This window comes from Micromonospora arborensis (assembly GCF_003205615.1).
Classification (GTDB): domain Bacteria; phylum Actinomycetota; class Actinomycetes; order Mycobacteriales; family Micromonosporaceae; genus Micromonospora; species Micromonospora arborensis.
The window spans coordinates 1-16,880 of the sequence record NZ_PYBV01000033.1; the positions used below are offsets into that span (position 1 = coordinate 1).

Here is a 16,880-nt window from a genome sequence, read left to right on the forward strand (position 1 = left end):
GAAGCGTCTTGCACTTGCTGCCCCGACGTAGGGGGCATTCCCCGCATCTCGGCAACCGGAAGTGCAAGATCGGCGCAACGGGGTGGTCCTCAGCCTCGGGCGGCGGCGTCGAGGATGTCGGTTAGGGCCTTCGGCTCGCTGAGCATCGGCCAGTGCCCGGTGGGCAGCTCGAACAGCTCGCCACCGGCCAACCTGGTGAAGAACGGGTGCTCCTCGCCGATCATCTGCCGCACCACCGCCAGTGGGAAGGTGCTGGTGACCAGCGCGGTCGGTACCGGGCGTCCGCCGGTGCGCCGCACCGGGTCGGTGGCCGCCCGCAGCGGGTGCGGGGTGGCTCGGGCACGCAGCAGGGCCAGCGTCGGCTCGTCCAGGCCGGCCAGGTTGGTCGGGTCGGCGGCCGGATCCCAGGCCGGCGGCGGCAGCAGGTGCCCGGTGCCGATCGCGGCGCGAAGCCGCTGCTGCTCCTCCGGCGGCATCGTGTCGAACTGCGCGACGCCGTCCGGCAAGGGACCACTCTCCACATAGATCATCCGGGCGATCCGGTCCGGGATGCGGTCCGCCGCCTGGGCGGCCGGCATCCCGCCGCCGGAGTGACCGACCAGCAGCACGTCGTGCAGGGCCTCGACCTCGATCAGTCGCACGATGTCGGTGGTGTGCGTGTCCAGGCCGACCTCCGGACCGGCGAGGTGGTGGCGCTCGGCCACCCCGGTCAGTGTCATCGGGTACACCTCGTGCCCCTGCGCGCGCAGCGCCGCGGTCACCTCCCGCCACGCCCAGGCACCCAGCCAGAAACCCGGAACCAGCACGAACGTCGCCATCTGTCGCTCCTTCTCTCGGCTACCGGATGACCGTACGATCGAAACCGGACAGAATCCGCCCGGTTTTGAGGAGTGGTCCGTGTCTCATCCCGCCGGCCGGGTGCTGGCCCTGCTCGAGCTGCTGCAGGCCCGGCACCGGTCGACGGCCGTCGAACTCGCCGGGCGGCTCGGCGTGGACGAGCGGACCGTGCGCCGGTACGCGGCCACCCTGGTCGAGTTGGGCATCCCCGTCATCGCCGACCGGGGCCGACACGGCGGCTACCGGCTGCACCCCGGGTACAAGCTGCCGCCGCTGATGCTCACCGACGACGAGGCGGTGGCCGTGCTGCTGGGCCTGGTCGTGGCCGACCGGGTCGGACTGGCCACCGAGCTGCCGGCCACCGCCACCGCGCTGGCCAAGATCCGCCGGGTGTTGCCGGTGACGCTCGCCGACCGGCTGACCGCCGTGCAGGAGCACCTCGGCTTCACCCTGCGCCGCCGGGAGCCGGAGCGAGGGCCCGCGTCCGGCACCCTGCTCACCCTGGCCGCGGCCGCCCGGCACCGGCAGCGGGTGGCGCTGGACTACCGCTCCTGGCGAGGGGAGCAGTCGAACCGTGAGCTCGACCCGTACGGGCTGGTCTTCCACGCCGGCCGTTGGTACGTCATCGGCCACGACCACCGGCGCGGGGAGGTCCGCACCTTCCGGCTCGACCGGATCGGCACCGTGACGCCCGCCGCGGCGACCTTCACCGTGCCGGACGGCTTCGACCCGGTGGCCCGGGTGACCCGGTCGCTGGCCGGCGTGCCGTACACGCACGAGGTCGAGGTGCTGCTGGAGACCGATCTGGTCGCCGCCCAGCGCCGCGTTCCGCCCAGCGTGGCCGAGTTGACCGCCACCACCGCCGGAGTGTTGCTGCGGGCCCGGGCGGAGAGCCTGCCCGGGATGGCCGCGCTGCTCGCCGGGCTGGGTTGCGCGTTCACCGTGCGGCACCCGGACGCGCTGCGTGTCGCCGTGGCCGAGCACGCGCGCCTGCTGGCGGAATGGGCCGCCCGGCCAGCAGGTGGGCAGACGCCGTCTCCGCGCCGCCCGCTGGACTAGGCTGCCGGCGATGGACGACGTGACCCGGATTCCGGTCGGCGGCGAGCGGCCGTACGACGTGTTGGTTGGACGCGACCTGCTGGGCGCGCTGCCCGGCCTGCTGCCCGGCGCGACCCGGGCGGCGGTGTTGCACGCGCCCCCGCTCAAGGCTCTCGCGGACGCGGTTGGCGAGCGACTGCGCGCCGCCGGCGTCGAACCGCTGGCGATCGAGGTGCCCGACGCCGAGTCGGGCAAACAGATCGACGTGGCCGCCGCCTGTTGGGATCGCCTCGGGGCGGCCGGCTTCACCCGCACCGACGCGGTGGTCGGGGTGGGCGGCGGCGCGGTGACCGACCTGGCCGGCTTCGTCGCGGCCTGTTGGCTGCGGGGAGTGCGCTGGGTGCCGGTGGCCACCTCGCTGCTGGGCATGGTGGATGCCGCCGTGGGCGGCAAGACGGGCATCAACACGGCCGCCGGCAAGAACCTGGTGGGCGCGTTCCACCCACCGGTCGGTGTGCTGGCCGACCTGGCGACCCTGGACAGCCTGCCCGCGGTCGACCTGGCGGCCGGTCTCGCCGAGGTGGTCAAGTGCGGTTTCATCGCCGACCCGGCGATCCTGGACCTCGTCGAGCGTGACCCGGCGGCGGCCACCGACGCGCGCGGGCCGGCGACACGGGAGCTGATCGAGCGGGCGATCCGGGTCAAGGCCGACGTCGTCGCCGGTGACCTGCGCGAATCGGGCGTTCGGGAGGTGCTCAACTACGGGCACACCCTCGCCCACGCGATCGAGCAGAACGAGGGCTACCGCTGGCGGCACGGCCACGCCGTCGCCGTCGGCCTGGTCTACGCGGCCGCGCTGGCCCGGCTCGCCGGCCGGCTGGACGCCCCGACCGCCGAGCGGCACCGGGTCACCCTGACCGCGCTCGGCCTGCCGGTGAGCTACCCGGCCGAGGCGTGGCCGCGACTGCTGGCGGCGATGCGGGTGGACAAGAAGGCCCGGGGCGCCCGGCTGCGCTTCGTGGTGCTCGACGGGCTGGCCCGGCCGGCGATGCTGGAGGGCCCGGACGACGCGCTGCTGGAGGCCGCCTACCAGGAGGTCTGTGCCCGATGAGGGTGTACGTGTTGAACGGGCCGAACCTGGGCCGGCTGGGCACCCGCGAGCCCGACGTGTACGGCGCGACCACCTACGCCGACCTGGTCGCGCTCTGCGAGTCCACGGGTGCGCAGTTGGGGTTGGACGTGACGGTCCGGCAGACCGATGCCGAGCACGAGCTGCTGGGCTGGCTGCACGCCGCCGCTGACGAGCGTGCCGCGGTGGTGCTCAACCCGGCCGCCTGGTCGCACTACTCGTACGCCGTGCGGGATGCCTGCGCCATGCTGCGGGGGCCGCTGGTGGAGGTGCACCTCTCCAACATCCACGCCCGGGAGGAGTTCCGGCACCATTCGGTGGTGTCGGCGGTGGCGACCGGGGTGATCTGCGGTCTCGGCATCGACGGCTATCGTCTCGCCCTGCACCACCTGGCCGCCCGCGCAGCGGTCGCCCCGAGCGGGGACCGCCCGATTCGACGCAGCTAGTAGACTCGCAGGGTCTGTCCGCCAATTGATGATCAAGGCAGGAAATGGCCTCCACCAACGACCTCAAAAACGGCCTGGTTCTCAACCTTGACGGCGAGCTCTGGGCCGTCGTCGAGTTCCAGCACGTCAAGCCCGGTAAGGGTGGTGCCTTCGTGCGCACCACGCTGAAGAACGTGTTGTCCGGGAAGGTGGTCGACAAGACCTTCAACGCGGGCACCAAGGTCGAAACCGCGACCGTGGACAAGCGCACGATGCAGTACCTGTACGCCGACGGCGAGGACTTCGTCTTCATGGATCTGGAGACCTTCGACCAGATCACCGTGCCCGGTGGCACCGTCGGCGAGGCAGCCAACTACCTGCTGCCCGAGGCGGAGGCGACCGTCGCCCAGCACGAGGGTGTGCCGCTCTACATCGAGCTGCCCACCAGCGTCGTGCTGGAGGTCACCTACACCGAGCCGGGCCTGCAGGGCGACCGCTCGACCGGCGGCACCAAGCCGGCGACCGTGGAGACCGGCGCCACCGTGCCGGTGCCGCTGTTCATCACCACCGGCGAGAAGATCAAGGTCGACACCCGCGACGGCCGTTACCTCGGCCGCGCCTGATGGCTGAGGGTTCCAAGCAGCAGATGCCGGCGCGCCGCAAGGCGCGCAAGCGGGCGCTGGATGTCCTCTACGAGGCCGACCTACGGGACAAGCCTCCGGTGGAGGTGCTCGCCGGCTACGTGCAGCGGATCGAGCAGCCCCGACCGGAGCACCTGGGCTACGCGGTGGGCCTCGTCGAGGGTGTTGCCGAGCACCTCGACCGGATCGACGAGCTGATCGCCAGCTACGCCGAGGGTTGGACGTTGGAGCGGATGCCGGTCGTCGACCGGAATCTGGCCCGGATCGCCGTCTACGAGTTGCTCTACGTCGACGAGATCGACGACGCGGTGGCGATCAGCGAGGCCGTGGAGTTGGCCCGGCAGATGTCGACCGACGATTCGCCGCGCTTCCTCAACGGGGTGCTCGGCCGGATCGCCGAGTACGCCACCCGCTGAGTCAGCGCGAGCGCCAGCCGGCGTCAGCGCCACGAACGCAGTGTCAGCGCCACGAACGAAAAGGGCCCGTGCCGGATGGCACGGGCCCTTTCGGTCAAGCGATGGTTCAGGAGGCGAAGAACGCCCGGGGGTCGGCCACCAGCACACCGTGCTCGGTGAGCCGCTCGATCAGACCCGACGGCGAGGCGTCGTAGACGATGGCGAGCGCCCGCAGGTCGTCGGCGCGGATGGAGAGCACCCGGCCGTTGTAGTCGCCGCGCTGCTGCTGGATGGCGCGGGCGTAGCGGGCGACGTAGGCCAGGTCCTCGGAGGCCTCGTCGTAGAGCCGCTCCAGGTCCAGGACAATCTTGCTGGTGGGCTCGTGACGGACACCACTGCCGTCGGGCAGCAGCTCCGAGACGGGGACGCGGTAGAACTCGGCCAACTCGGCCAGACGGGACACCGTCACGGCCCGGTCGCCACGCTCGTACGAGCCGACCACCACGGCCTTCCACCGCCCATTCGACTTCTCCTCCACACCCTGCAGGGAGAGACCCTGCTGCTGGCGGATGGAGCGCAGGCGGGCGCCCAGAGACTTGGCGTATTCAGAGGGCATTCGGACACTCCCAGTGCTGCTCGGGGTTCTCCCGTCGATCGCTACGGAGCGTGACGGTACGGGGAATGCGACAACTGGTCAAGTGGTCGTGACCCGACCGTTGGGGAGCGTCCGGCAGGTTTTCCCCATTTCCTGGGGCTGATCCGGTGGTCAGCAGCCGCCGTCCATCGGCGCGGTGACCACTGGTAACGTGGCGTGAAGCCTCGGTCGGGTCCGCTGCGCGGTCCGGCCGGAGGTGCCCGACATCCTTTAACGACCCGTCCCGTGAGGCGGGGAAGGAGGTCCGCCGTGGCATACCCACCGGCTGCCCGCTCGTCACCACCGCGACAACCCTCGGTGAAGGTGATCCTCGCCAGCGCCGACGTGCAACGCGTGGTCGACCGCATCGCCCACCAGATCCTGGAGAAGACCCAGGGTGCCGCTGACACGGTGCTTCTTGGGATTCCCACTCGGGGGACCCCCCTCGCCCGGCGGCTCGCCGCCCGGATCAGCACCTTCGAGGACGTCGCCGTCGGCGTCGGTGTGCTCGACATCACGCTCTACCGTGACGACCTGCGTCGGCAGGGCACCCGCGCCGTGGGCCCGACCGAGCTGCCGCCCGGCGGGATCGACGGCAAGCGGGTCATCCTCGTCGACGACGTGCTCTTCTCCGGCCGCACCGTCCGGGCCGCGCTCGACGCGCTCAACGACGTGGGCCGCCCGGCGTCCGTGCAGCTCGCCGTCCTGGTCGACCGCGGCCACCGGGAGCTGCCGATCCGCGCCGACTACGTCGGCAAGAACATTCCGACCTCGCTCGCCGAGAGCGTGAAGGTGACGCTCGCCGAGACCGACGGCGTCGACGAGGTCCGGCTGTACGGGGGTAGTCCTTCATGATCAAGCATTTGCTCTCCGGCGCGGACCTCGACGCCGACACCGCCACCGAGATCCTGGACACCGCCGCCGAGATGGCCACCGTCGCCGGCCGGGAGATCAAGAAGCTGCCCGCGCTGCGCGGCCGGACCGTGGTGAACCTCTTCTACGAGGACTCCACCCGCACCCGGATCTCCTTCGAAGCGGCGGCGAAGCGGCTCAGCGCCGACGTGATCAACTTTTCCGCGAAGGGTTCCAGCGTCACCAAGGGCGAGAGCCTGAAGGACACCGCGCTGACCCTGCAGGCCATGGGCGCCGACGCGGTCGTCGTCCGGCACCCCGCCTCGGGCGCCCCGCACCGGCTGGCCAACTGGGTCGACGGGTCGGTCGTCAACGCCGGCGACGGCACCCACGAGCACCCCACCCAGGCGCTGCTGGACGCGTACACCATGCGGGCCCGGCTGGGTCGGCTCGCCGGCCTGTCGGTCGCGGTGGTCGGGGACGTGCTGCACTCCCGGGTCGCCCGCTCCAACGTGCTGCTGCTCTCCACCCTCGGCGCCAAGGTCACCCTGGTCGGGCCCCCGACCCTCATCCCGGTGGACATCGCGGGCGCGTTGGCGCCGGCCATCGACGTCTCCTACGACCTCGACTCCGTGCTGCCAGGAGTCGACGTGGTGATGATGCTGCGGGTGCAGCGGGAGCGGATGAACGACTCCTACTTCCCCTCCGCGCGCGAGTACGCCCGCCGCTACGGGCTGGACGGCCCACGGATGCGCCGGCTGCCCGAGCACGCGATCGTCATGCACCCCGGCCCGATGAACCGGGGGATGGAGATCACGCCCGAGGTCGCCGACTCGCCCCGCTCCACCATCGTCGAACAGGTCACCAACGGGGTTTCCGTGCGGATGGCCGTCCTGTATCTGCTGCTCGGAGGGAACAACCGGTGACCGCGTACCTGATCACCAGCGTGAGTGTCGTCGGCGGCCCGCCGACCGACCTGCTGATCCGCGACGGCCTGGTCGCCGAGGTCGGCCCCGGCCTGTCCGCGCCGGACGCCACAGTGGTCGACGGCACCGGGCTGGTCGCCCTGCCCGGCCTCGTCGACCTGCACACCCACCTGCGCGAGCCCGGTCGGGAGGACGCCGAGACCGTCGAGTCCGGTTCCCGGGCGGCGGCGCTGGGCGGCTACACGGCGGTCTGCGCGATGGCCAACACCTCCCCGGTCGCGGACACCGCCGGCGTGGTCGAGCAGGTCTGGCGGCTCGGCCGGGAGGCCGGCCTGGTCGACGTGCAACCGATCGGCGCGGTCACCGTCGGGCTGGCCGGCGAGCGTCTGGCCGAGCTGGGCGCGATGGCCGACTCGGCGGCCCGGGTGCGGATCTTCTCCGACGACGGGCACTGTGTCGCCGACCCGAAGCTGATGCGCCGGGCCCTGGAGTACGTGAAGGCGTTCGACGGGATCATCGCCCAGCACGCCGAGGAGCCCCGGCTCACCGAGGGCGCACAGATGCACGAGGGTGAGGTCTCCACCCGGCTCGGGCTGATCGGCTGGCCGGCGGTCGCCGAGGAGGCGATCATCGCCCGGGACGTGCTGCTCGCCGAGCACGTGGGCAGCCGACTGCACGTCTGCCACGTCTCCACCGCTGGCAGCGTCGAGGTGCTGCGGCAGGCGAAGGCGCGCGGCGTACGGGTCACCGCCGAGGTCACCCCGCACCACCTGCTACTCACCGACGAGCGTGCGGAGACCTACGACCCGGTCTTCAAGGTCAACCCGCCGCTGCGTACGGCCGCCGACATCACCGCGCTGCGGGCCGCGCTCGCCGACGGTGTGGTCGACGTGATCGCCACCGACCACGCCCCGCACGCCGTGGAGGACAAGGAGTGCGAGTGGGCGTACGCCCGGCCGGGGATGCTCGGCCTGGAGACGGCCCTCTCCATCGCGCTGGACGTGCTCGGCCCGCAGTGGGATCTGATCGCCGAGCGGATGTCGCGCACCCCGGCCCGGATCGCCGGCCTCACCGGGCACGGCGTCGACCCGGCGCCCGGTGTGCCGGCAAACCTGACCCTGATCGACCCGGCCGCCCGCCGCACCATCGAGCCGGCGGAGTTGGCCAGTCGCAGTCGCAACACCCCGTACGCCCGCATGACGCTGCCGGGTCGCATCGTGGCGACCTTCCTGCGTGGCGAGCCGACGGTCCTGGACGGAAAGGCCATCAAGTGACCAAGCGCAGGCCCGCGATCCTCGTGCTCGAGGACGGGCGCACGTTCCCCGGTGAGGCGTACGGCAGTGTCGGGGAGACCTTCGGCGAGGCGGTCTTCAACACCGGCATGACCGGCTACCAGGAGACCCTGACCGACCCGTCCTACCACCGGCAGGTGGTGGTGCAGACCGCGCCGCACATCGGCAACACCGGCGTCAACGGTGAGGACGACGAGTCCAGCCGGATCTGGGTGGCTGGCTATGTCGTGCGCGACCCGGCCCGGATCGGCTCGAACTGGCGGGCCACCGGCGGTCTGGAGGACCGTCTCGCCACCGAGGGTGTGGTGGGCATCAGCGGGGTGGACACCCGGGCGTTGACCCGGCACCTGCGCGAGCGGGGCGCCATGCGGGTGGGCATCTCCAGCATCGACAACGACCCGCAGAGCCTGCTGGCCCGGGTCCGCCAGTCCCCGCAGATGGTGGGCGCGGACCTGTCCGCCGAGGTGACCACCGCCGAGCCGTACGTCGTCGAGGCCGTCGGCGAGCACCGCTTCACCGTGGCCGCACTGGATCTGGGCATCAAGCGCAACGTTCCGCGCCGGCTCGCCACCCGCGGGGTGACCACCCACGTGTTGCCGGCCTCGTCGAGCATCGAGCAGTTGCTCGCCACCGGCGCCGACGCGATCTTCCTGTCGCCCGGGCCCGGCGACCCGGGCACCGCCGACGCTCCGGTGGCGCTGGCCCGGGAGGCGCTGCGGCGGGAGGTGCCGCTGTTCGGCATCTGCTTCGGCAGCCAGATCCTCGGCCGGGCGCTCGGCTTCGGCACCTACAAGCTGGGCTACGGCCACCGGGGGATCAACCAGCCGGTGCTCGACCGGGCCACCGGCAAGGTCGAGGTGACCAGCCACAACCACGGCTTCGCGGTCGACGTGTCGGGCCGCGAACAGCGGCTCGGCGCCGTGCAGGTGCCCGGCGCGGGTGCGGGCGCGGTGGTCCCCGACCAGGTGATCGACACCGACTTCGGCGGCGTGCGGGTGTCGCACGTCTGCCTCAATGACAACGTGGTCGAGGGGCTGCGGGCCGTGGACGCGCCCGCGTTCACCGTGCAGTACCACCCGGAGGCGGCGGCCGGCCCGCACGATGCCGACTACCTCTTCGACCGATTCGCCGATCTCATCGAGGGCCGGACCCACAGCAAGGGGCGCAGCAATGCCTAAGCGGACCGATCTCAAGCACATCCTGGTGATCGGCTCCGGGCCGATCGTCATCGGGCAGGCCTGCGAGTTCGACTACTCCGGCACCCAGGCGTGCCGGGTGCTGCGCAGTGAGGGGATCCGGGTCAGCCTGGTCAACTCCAACCCGGCGACGATCATGACGGACCCGGAGTTCGCCGACGCGACCTACGTCGAGCCGATCACCCCGGAGTTCGTCGAGCTGGTCATCGCCAAGGAGCGCCCGGACGCGATCCTGGCCACCCTCGGCGGGCAGACCGCGCTGAACACCGCGGTCGCCCTGCACGAGAACGGCGTCCTGGAGAAGTACGGCGTGGAGTTGATCGGCGCGAACATCGACGCGATCAACCGCGGTGAGGACCGCCAGCTGTTCAAGGAGATCGTGGCGAAGGCCGGTGTCCGCCTGGGCGTCGACGACCCGACCGCGCTGGTGCCCCGCTCCCGGGTCTGCCACTCGATGGACGAGGTCGAGGCGACCGTCGCCGAGCTGGGCCTTCCGGTGGTGATCCGGCCGTCGTTCACCATGGGCGGCCTGGGCTCCGGCATGGCGCACACCCCGGAGGACCTCGCCCGCATCGCCGGCGACGGCCTGTCCGCCAGCCCGGTGCACGAGGTGCTCATCGAGGAGAGCGTGCTCGGTTGGAAGGAGTACGAGCTCGAGCTGATGCGCGACCGGCACGACAACGTGGTGGTGGTCTGCTCGATCGAGAACATCGACCCGATGGGTGTGCACACCGGCGACAGCGTCACCGTGGCCCCGGCCATGACGCTCACCGACCGGGAGTACCAGCGCCTGCGTGACCTGGGCATCGCCGTGCTGCGCGAGGTCGGCGTGGACACCGGCGGCTGCAACATCCAGTTCGCGGTCAACCCGACCGACGGCCGGATCGTCGTCATCGAGATGAACCCCCGGGTGTCGCGTTCCTCGGCGCTGGCCTCCAAGGCGACCGGGTTCCCGATCGCGAAGATCGCCGCGAAGCTCGCCATCGGCTACACCCTCGACGAGATCCCCAACGACATCACGTTGAAGACCCCGGCGGCGTTCGAGCCGAGTCTGGACTACGTGGTGGTGAAGATCCCCCGGTTCGCGTTCGAGAAGTTCCCCGGCGCGGACCCGGAGCTGACCACCACGATGAAGTCGGTGGGCGAGGCGATGAGCCTCGGGCGCAACTTCACCGAGGCGCTGAACAAGGCGATGCGCTCGATGGAAACCAAGTCCTCTGGTTTCTGGACCGTGCCCGACCCGGCCGGCGTGACGCTCGCCGACACCCTCGCCGCGCTGCGGATCCCGCACGACGGCCGGCTCTACACCGTCGAGCGGGCGCTGCGCCTCGGCGCGTCGATCGCCGAGGTCACCGAGGCCTCCGGCGGCATCGACCCGTGGTTCCTGGACCAGATCGCCGCGCTGATCGAGCTGCGTACGGAGATCGTGGACGCGCCGGTGCTCGACGCGGAGCTGCTGCGCCGCGCCAAGCGGGCCGGCCTGTCCGACCGGCAGCTCGCCGCGCTGCGCCCGGAGCTGGCCGCCGAGGACGGTGTGCGGACCCTGCGGCACCGCCTCGACGTGCGCCCGGTCTACAAGACGGTGGACACCTGCGCGGCCGAGTTCGAGGCGACGACGCCGTACCACTACTCGACCTACGACCTGGAGACCGAGGTCGTGCCGTCGGACCGGCCGAAGGTGCTGATCCTGGGCTCCGGCCCGAACCGGATCGGGCAGGGCATCGAGTTCGACTACTCCTGCGTGCACGCGGTACAGGCGCTGCGGACGGCCGGTTACGAGACGGTCATGGTCAACTGCAACCCGGAGACGGTCTCCACCGACTACGACACCGCCGACCGGCTCTACTTCGAGCCGTTGACCTTCGAGGACGTCCTGGAGGTCTGGCACGCCGAGGACTCGTCCGGCCGGGCGGCCGGCGGGCCGGGTGTGGTCGGGGTGGTCGTGCAGCTCGGTGGGCAGACCCCGCTGGGGTTGGCGCAGCGGCTCAAGAACGCCGGTGTGCCGGTGGTCGGCACCTCCCCGGAGTCGATCCACCTGGCCGAGGAGCGGGGCGCGTTCGGCGCGGTGCTGGCCCGGGCCGGGCTGCGCGCGCCGGCGCACGGCATGGCCACGTCCTACGACGAGGCCAAGGCGATCGCCGACGAGATCGGCTACCCGGTGCTGGTCCGGCCGTCGTACGTGCTGGGTGGGCGAGGCATGGAGATCGTCTACGACGACCCGACGCTGCGCGACTACATCGGTCGGGCCACCGACATCTCCCCGGATCACCCCGTGCTGGTGGACCGGTTCCTCGACGACGCCATCGAGATCGACGTGGACGCGCTCTGCGACGCCGACGGTGAGGTCTACATCGGCGGGGTGATGGAGCACATCGAGGAAGCCGGCATCCACTCCGGCGACTCGTCCTGCGCGCTGCCGCCGATCACCCTCGCCGGCTCGCACCTGGCCGAGGTCCGCCGCTACACCGAGGCCATCGCCCGTGGCGTCGGCGTCCGCGGCCTGCTCAACGTGCAGTACGCGCTCAAGGACGACGTGCTCTACGTCCTGGAGGCCAACCCGCGGGCATCGCGGACCGTTCCGTTCGTCTCCAAGGCGACGGCGGTGCCGCTGGCCAAGGCGGCGGCCCGGATCGCGCTCGGCGCGCGCATCGCCGAACTGCGTGCCGAGGGACTGTTGCCGGCGACGGGGGACGGGGGCACGATGCCCGCCGACGCGCCGGTCGCGGTCAAGGAGGCGGTGCTGCCGTTCAAGCGTTTCCGGACCCGCGCCGGCAAGGGAATCGACTCGCTGCTCGGGCCGGAGATGAAGTCGACAGGCGAGGTGATGGGGATCGACACCAACTTCGGGCACGCCTTCGCCAAGAGCCAGTCGGCCGCGTACGGCTCGTTGCCGACCACCGGGAAGATCTTCGTTTCGGTGGCCAACCGCGACAAGCGCGGCATGATCTTCCCGATCAAGCGGTTGGCCGATCTGGGCTTCGAGATCGTGGCGACCACCGGCACGGCCGAGGTGTTGCGCCGGCACGGGATCGCCTGCGAGCAGATCCGCAAGCACTACCAGGCCGGTGAGGGCGACGACGCGGTGTCGCTGATCGGCGGCGGCCACGTGGCGCTGGTGATCAACACGCCGCAGGGTTCGGGCGCCAGCGCCCGCTCCGACGGCTACGAGATCCGCAGCGCGGCGGTCACCGCGGACATCCCCTGCATCACCACCGTCCCCGGCGCGGCGGCGGCGGTCATGGGCATCGAGGCGCGGATCCGTGGCGACATGCAGGTACGCCCCCTGCAGGACCTGCACCGAACCCTCCGGGCCGCCCACTGACCCCGCCCCAACCTCGTTGATCATGAGGTTGTCGCCCGCCACGTCGGCGTGTCGCGGCAATAACCTCATGATCAACGGGGACCAGGGCGGGTCTGGGGCGTGATGGAGGGGGAGACAGCGGGTGGGTGGGTTGATGTTTGAGCGGGTTGTTCGGCCTTTGTTGTTCCGAGTGGGGGGTAGGGACGCTGAGGCGGCGCACGAGTGGACGCTGGGGCGGTTGACCGCTCTTTCTCGGCGGCCGGTGGCGCTCGCGGCGCTGCGGGCCCGGTACGCGGTCAGCGCGCCGCGCACGGTGTTCGGTGTGCGGTTCCCCAACCCGGTCGGCCTGGCCGCGGGCATGGACAAGGACGGCGCGGCGCTGCCGGCGTGGCCCGCGCTCGGCTTCGGTTTCGTCGAGGTCGGCACGGTCACCGCGCACGCCCAGCCGGGCAACCCCCGGCCGCGGCTGTTCCGCCTGCCGGCCAGCGAGGCCGTGGTCAACCGGATGGGCTTCAACAACGCCGGGGCCGCCGCGCTGGCGGCCCGGCTGGCGGCGCTGCCGCGCCCGCTCGGGGTGCCGCTGGGCATCTCGCTGGGCAAGTCCAAGGTGACCCCGCTCGACGAGGCGGTCGAGGACTACCTCGCCTCGTACCGGGCGCTTCGCGGGCACGGCGACTACTTCGCGGTGAACGTGTCCTCACCGAACACCCCGGGGCTGCGCTCGTTGCAGGACCGCTCGCACCTGGACGCGCTGCTCGGCGCGCTGGTGGGGGAGAAGCCGGTGCTGGTCAAGATCGCACCAGATCTGACCGAGGCGGCGATCGCCGAACTGCTGGAGGTCTGCCTGGCCCGGGGTGCCGCCGGGGTGATCGCCACCAACACCACGTTGGCCCGTACCGGGCTGGCCACGGTGGACGCCGAGCGTGGCGCCCAGGCCGGTGGTCTCTCCGGTCGACCGCTGACCGGGCGGGCTCGGGAGGTGGTCGACTTCGTACACCGGGAGACCGGCGGCCAGCTACCGATCATCGGCGTCGGCGGGGTGCTCGACCCGGACGACGCGGCGCGGATGTTCGATGCCGGCGCCGCCCTGGTGCAGCTCTACACCGGCTTCATCTACCGGGGCCCGGCCCTGGTCCGCGCCGCCGCCCGCGCGACGACCACAGCGGTGGCACCGGATCCGGTCGCCGGCCGGTGACCGGCCGGCTGTCCGGGTCGGTTGCCGAGTCCGAGGGCGTCACCACATTGTGTGCCGTGCCTGTCCGGTGGCCTGCCGAGGTATCCCCTGCTGCCTTTGCTCTGCTTCAACCCAGGCAACAGTCGGCGTCCGGTATCCGGACACCAGGTGTTGCCTCCGGTGAAGCAGAGCAAAGGACGCCGAGCAGTGACCGGTCCGGCGGCGCACTACGTGTCGGTCGGGCCTTGCCGGCTGGTTGCGCCGTGCCCTCTGGCCGAGGCGCGTCCACCCGGTGGGCCGGGGGCACGGTCCGGCCCGTTCGCACCTGGAGGGAGCGCACATGACACCCGAGGAGATCCTGGCCGCCGACCGGGCCCACGTCTGGCATCCGTACGCCGCGCTGCCGCCGACGAACCCGCCGTACGTGGTGCAGAGCGCCGAGGGGGTGCGGTTGCGGTTGGCCGACGGGCGGGAGTTGGTGGACGGGATGTCGTCCTGGTGGGCGGCGATCCACGGGTACCGACACCCGGTGCTGGACGCGGCGGTGACCGACCAGCTCGGCCGGATGAGCCACGTGATGTTCGGTGGGCTCACCCACGAGCCCGCCGTGCAGCTCGCCCGGACCCTGGTCGAGCTGACCCCGGATGGCCTGGAACACGTGTTCCTGGCCGACTCCGGCTCGGTCAGCGTCGAGGTGGCGGTGAAGATGTGCCTGCAGTACCAGCGGGCCGTCGGGCGGCCGCAGCGGCGGCGGTTGGCGACCTGGCGGGGCGGTTACCACGGCGACACGTTCCACCCGATGAGCGTCTGCGACCCGGAGGGTGGGATGCACCACCTCTGGGGCGACGTGCTGCCCCGGCAGGTCTTCGCACCGGTCCCACCGGGTGGCTTCACCGACCCGCCCGACGACGCGTACGTGGCGGCGTTGGTGGACACCGTCGAGCGGTACGCCGACGAACTGGCCGCGGTGATCGTCGAGCCGGTCGTCCAGGGCGCTGGCGGAATGCGTTTCCACCATCCCGGGTACCTGCGGGTGCTGCGCGAGGTGACCCGCGCGCACGGGGTGTTGTTGATCTTCGACGAGATCGCCACCGGGTTCGGCCGTACCGGTGCGATGTTCGCCGCCGAGCACGCCGGGGTGACGCCGGACGTGCTGTGCGTGGGCAAGGCGCTCACCGGGGGCTACCTGACGCTCGCGGCGACGCTCTGCACCCCGGAGGTCGCCCGGGGCATCTCCGCCAGCGGTGTGCTGGCGCACGGGCCCACGTTCATGGGCAACCCGTTGGCCTGCGCGGTGGCCAACGCCTCCATCGGGCTGCTGCGGGCCGGGGACTGGTCGGCCCAGGTGGCCAGGGTCGGCGCGGGCCTGAGCGCCGGCCTGGAGCCCCTGCGCGGCATGCCGGGGGTGGCCGACGTGCGGGTGCTCGGCGCGATCGGGGTGGTCCAGCTCGATCACGAGGTCGACCTCGGGGCGGCCACCGTGGCCGCGGTCGAGCAGGGGGTGTGGCTGCGCCCGTTCCGCGACCTGATCTACACGATGCCGCCGTACGTCACCGACGACACCGACCTGGCCCGGATCGCGGCCGGGGTGGCGGCGGCGGTGGCGGCCGGCTGAGTCGTCCCGGTCGCCGGGTCGACGGTTACCCGGGCGGGGCTGCCGCCCGGACGACGAGAGGGGAACACTCCGATGGACAGCTTCGGTACCCGGCTGCACCGGGCGATCACCGAGCGCGGGCCGCTCTGTGTGGGCATCGACCCGCATCCCGGTCTGCTGGCCCGCTGGGGCCTCACGGACGACGTCCAGGGGCTCGAGCGGTTCAGCCGGACCGTCGTGGAAGCCCTCGGTGACCGGGTTGCGGTGGTGAAGCCTCAGTCGGCCTTTTTCGAGCGATTCGGATCCCGAGGTGTGGCCGTTCTTGAGTCAACTATCCGACAGTTGCGGGATGCCGGCTCGCTCGTTCTCCTCGACGTCAAACGCGGCGACATCGGCTCGACGGTGAGCGCGTACGCCTCCGCGTACCTTGATCCATCCAGCCCGCTGTATGTCGACGCGGTCACCGCGAGCCCCTACCTCGGGGTCGGTTCGCTGGCGCCGATGTTCGAGCTGGCCGCCGAGCACGGCGGTGGGGTCTTCGTGCTGGCCCTCACCTCCAACCCCGAGGGCGCGGCTGTGCAGCGGGCCCGCACGGCCGACGGCCGCACCGTGGCGCAAACCGTGATCGACGAGATTTCCCAGCTCAACAGGGGTGCGACTCCGCTCGGGAGCTTCGGTCTGGTGGTCGGCGCGACCATCGGCGAAACCGGTCACGACCTCTCCGGCGTGGGGGGCCCACTGCTCGCTCCGGGGCTCGGCGCACAGGGTGCCGGTGCCGCCGATCTGCGTACCGTCTTCGGTTCGAGCCTCGCCTCGGTGCTCCCGTCGTACTCCCGGGAAGTGCTCTCCGCCGGCCCCGATGTCGCCGCCCTGCGGGCCGCCGCGGACCGCGTGTTGGTCGACTGTCGGGCCGTCCTGCCTGCCCGGTGACTGACTGACGGGTCGGTCACTCTACGGTGATCATGCGGCCCCCACGTTGCCGAAAGCTCCGTTGGCCGCTAGTTTTCCCCGCGCTGGGAACCATGGACCCCTTGGTTCACAGCGACACCACGTTTCACAGATGCGGCGGTGCGCCCCGCCCGCCGCGATAGGGACCTGAGGAGAACTGGTGCCGCTCCCGTCACTGACCCCCGAACAACGCGCTGCCGCGCTCGAGAAGGCCGCGGAGATCCGCAAGGCCCGTGCTCAGCTGAAGGAGCAGCTCAAGCAGGGCAAGACCACCCTCGGCGCCGTCCTCGAGCGCGCCGAGAGCGACGACGTCGTTGGCAAGCTCAAGGTTTTGGCCGTCCTGCAGGCCATGCCGGGTATCGGCAAGATCCGGGCTACCCAGATCATGGAGAAGCTCAAGATCGCCGACAGCCGTCGCCTGCGTGGCCTCGGCGAGCAGCAGCGCAAGGCACTGCTTGGAGAGTTCGCCGCCAACTGAACCTGGCAGCGTGTAGAAAC

At 71.5% G+C, this 16,880-nt stretch carries 16 protein-coding genes; 14 read left to right on the forward strand and 2 right to left on the reverse strand.

All coding sequences use genetic code 11. The features are described from left to right. Nucleotides 1-89: 89 nt before the first annotated feature. A complete protein-coding gene (locus tag C7C45_RS24410) occupies nt 90-818 on the reverse strand; it encodes an alpha/beta fold hydrolase (protein ID WP_110566045.1) in 729 nt (242 codons plus the stop codon). A 79-nt stretch (nt 819-897) separates the two neighbouring features. On the opposite strand from C7C45_RS24410, the gene C7C45_RS24415 reads away from it, so the two are divergent. The 5 genes from C7C45_RS24415 to nusB are packed head-to-tail and all read left to right on the forward strand — an operon-like array spanning nt 898 to nt 4,486. Further along, nucleotides 898-1,896: a helix-turn-helix transcriptional regulator gene (locus C7C45_RS24415; RefSeq protein ID WP_110566046.1), complete on the forward strand. Its 999-nt coding sequence runs from the start codon at nt 898-900 to the stop codon at nt 1,894-1,896. A gap of 10 nt (nt 1,897-1,906) precedes the next feature. Further along, nucleotides 1,907-2,986 carry a 3-dehydroquinate synthase gene (aroB, locus tag C7C45_RS24420; protein ID WP_110566047.1) on the forward strand — a complete coding sequence of 360 codons (1,080 nt, stop codon included), beginning with the start codon at nt 1,907-1,909 and terminating at the stop codon, nt 2,984-2,986. Beyond that, nucleotides 2,983-3,450 (forward strand): type II 3-dehydroquinate dehydratase, encoded by a 468-nt coding sequence (gene aroQ, locus C7C45_RS24425; RefSeq protein WP_110566048.1) that lies wholly within the window; start codon nt 2,983-2,985, stop codon nt 3,448-3,450. The genes aroB and aroQ overlap by 4 nt, the downstream gene beginning before the upstream one ends. A 44-nt stretch (nt 3,451-3,494) precedes the next feature. Then, nucleotides 3,495-4,052: an elongation factor P gene (efp, locus tag C7C45_RS24430; RefSeq protein ID WP_007458344.1), complete on the forward strand. Its 558-nt coding sequence runs from the start codon at nt 3,495-3,497 to the stop codon at nt 4,050-4,052. A 23-nt stretch (nt 4,053-4,075) separates the two neighbouring features. Beyond that, a complete protein-coding gene (gene nusB / locus C7C45_RS24435; RefSeq protein WP_208641306.1) occupies nt 4,076-4,486 on the forward strand; it encodes a transcription antitermination factor NusB in 411 nt (136 codons plus the stop codon). A gap of 106 nt (nt 4,487-4,592) precedes the next feature. On the opposite strand, the gene bldD is transcribed toward nusB, so the two are convergent. Beyond that, complete coding sequence (gene bldD, locus C7C45_RS24440; RefSeq protein WP_007458348.1) at nt 4,593-5,081, reverse strand: transcriptional regulator BldD; 489 nt, start codon at nt 5,079-5,081, stop codon at nt 4,593-4,595. Nucleotides 5,082-5,369: 288 nt separating this feature from the next. On the opposite strand from bldD, the gene pyrR reads away from it, so the two are divergent. The 9 genes from pyrR (at nt 5,370) to mihF (ending at nt 16,860) form a co-directional block, all read left to right on the forward strand. Beyond that, nucleotides 5,370-5,954, forward strand: a complete 585-nt coding sequence (gene pyrR / locus C7C45_RS24445; protein WP_110566050.1) for a bifunctional pyr operon transcriptional regulator/uracil phosphoribosyltransferase PyrR — start codon at nt 5,370-5,372, stop codon at nt 5,952-5,954. Beyond that, nucleotides 5,951-6,877, forward strand: a complete 927-nt coding sequence (locus C7C45_RS24450; RefSeq protein WP_110566051.1) for an aspartate carbamoyltransferase catalytic subunit — start codon at nt 5,951-5,953, stop codon at nt 6,875-6,877. Before pyrR ends, C7C45_RS24450 begins: the two co-directional genes overlap by 4 nt. After that, on the forward strand, nt 6,874-8,151 hold the full coding sequence (locus C7C45_RS24455) for a dihydroorotase (RefSeq protein ID WP_110566052.1): 1,278 nt from the start codon (nt 6,874-6,876) through the stop codon (nt 8,149-8,151). The genes C7C45_RS24450 and C7C45_RS24455 overlap by 4 nt, the downstream gene beginning before the upstream one ends. Further along, nucleotides 8,148-9,347, forward strand: a complete 1,200-nt coding sequence (carA, locus tag C7C45_RS24460) for a glutamine-hydrolyzing carbamoyl-phosphate synthase small subunit (RefSeq protein WP_110566053.1) — start codon at nt 8,148-8,150, stop codon at nt 9,345-9,347. Before C7C45_RS24455 ends, carA begins: the two co-directional genes overlap by 4 nt. After that, nucleotides 9,340-12,687 (forward strand): carbamoyl-phosphate synthase large subunit, encoded by a 3,348-nt coding sequence (carB, locus tag C7C45_RS24465; RefSeq protein WP_110566054.1) that lies wholly within the window; start codon nt 9,340-9,342, stop codon nt 12,685-12,687. Before carA ends, carB begins: the two co-directional genes overlap by 8 nt. 130 nt (nt 12,688-12,817) lie before the next feature. Continuing rightward, nucleotides 12,818-13,861 (forward strand): quinone-dependent dihydroorotate dehydrogenase, encoded by a 1,044-nt coding sequence (locus C7C45_RS24470; RefSeq protein WP_110566108.1) that lies wholly within the window; start codon nt 12,818-12,820, stop codon nt 13,859-13,861. 319 nt (nt 13,862-14,180) lie between these two features. After that, entirely contained in the window at nt 14,181-15,455 is a 1,275-nt protein-coding gene (locus C7C45_RS24475; RefSeq protein ID WP_110566055.1) for an adenosylmethionine--8-amino-7-oxononanoate transaminase, read from the forward strand. A 72-nt stretch (nt 15,456-15,527) separates the two neighbouring features. After that, nucleotides 15,528-16,364, forward strand: a complete 837-nt coding sequence (gene pyrF / locus C7C45_RS24480; RefSeq protein ID WP_110566056.1) for an orotidine-5'-phosphate decarboxylase — start codon at nt 15,528-15,530, stop codon at nt 16,362-16,364. A gap of 178 nt (nt 16,365-16,542) precedes the next feature. Next, nucleotides 16,543-16,860, forward strand: a complete 318-nt coding sequence (gene mihF, locus C7C45_RS24485; protein ID WP_110566057.1) for an integration host factor, actinobacterial type — start codon at nt 16,543-16,545, stop codon at nt 16,858-16,860. Nucleotides 16,861-16,880: the final 20 nt, after the last annotated feature.

What these genes read in the sequence shown, in the direction of transcription:
- pyrF (WP_110566056.1), top strand. Translation starts at nt 15,528, where the DNA reads ATGGACAGCTTCGGTACCCGGCTGCACCGGGCGATCACCGAGCGCGGG.
- carB (WP_110566054.1), top strand. Translation starts at nt 9,340, where the DNA reads ATGCCTAAGCGGACCGATCTCAAGCACATCCTGGTGATCGGCTCCGGG.
- nusB (WP_208641306.1), top strand. Translation starts at nt 4,076, where the DNA reads ATGCCGGCGCGCCGCAAGGCGCGCAAGCGGGCGCTGGATGTCCTCTAC.
- C7C45_RS24475 (WP_110566055.1), top strand. Translation starts at nt 14,181, where the DNA reads ATGACACCCGAGGAGATCCTGGCCGCCGACCGGGCCCACGTCTGGCAT.
- C7C45_RS24450 (WP_110566051.1), top strand. Translation starts at nt 5,951, where the DNA reads ATGATCAAGCATTTGCTCTCCGGCGCGGACCTCGACGCCGACACCGCC.
- efp (WP_007458344.1), top strand. Translation starts at nt 3,495, where the DNA reads ATGGCCTCCACCAACGACCTCAAAAACGGCCTGGTTCTCAACCTTGAC.
- C7C45_RS24410 (WP_110566045.1), bottom strand. Translation starts at nt 818, where the DNA reads ATGGCGACGTTCGTGCTGGTTCCGGGTTTCTGGCTGGGTGCCTGGGCG.
- aroB (WP_110566047.1), top strand. Translation starts at nt 1,907, where the DNA reads ATGGACGACGTGACCCGGATTCCGGTCGGCGGCGAGCGGCCGTACGAC.
- aroQ (WP_110566048.1), top strand. Translation starts at nt 2,983, where the DNA reads ATGAGGGTGTACGTGTTGAACGGGCCGAACCTGGGCCGGCTGGGCACC.
- bldD (WP_007458348.1), bottom strand. Translation starts at nt 5,081, where the DNA reads ATGCCCTCTGAATACGCCAAGTCTCTGGGCGCCCGCCTGCGCTCCATC.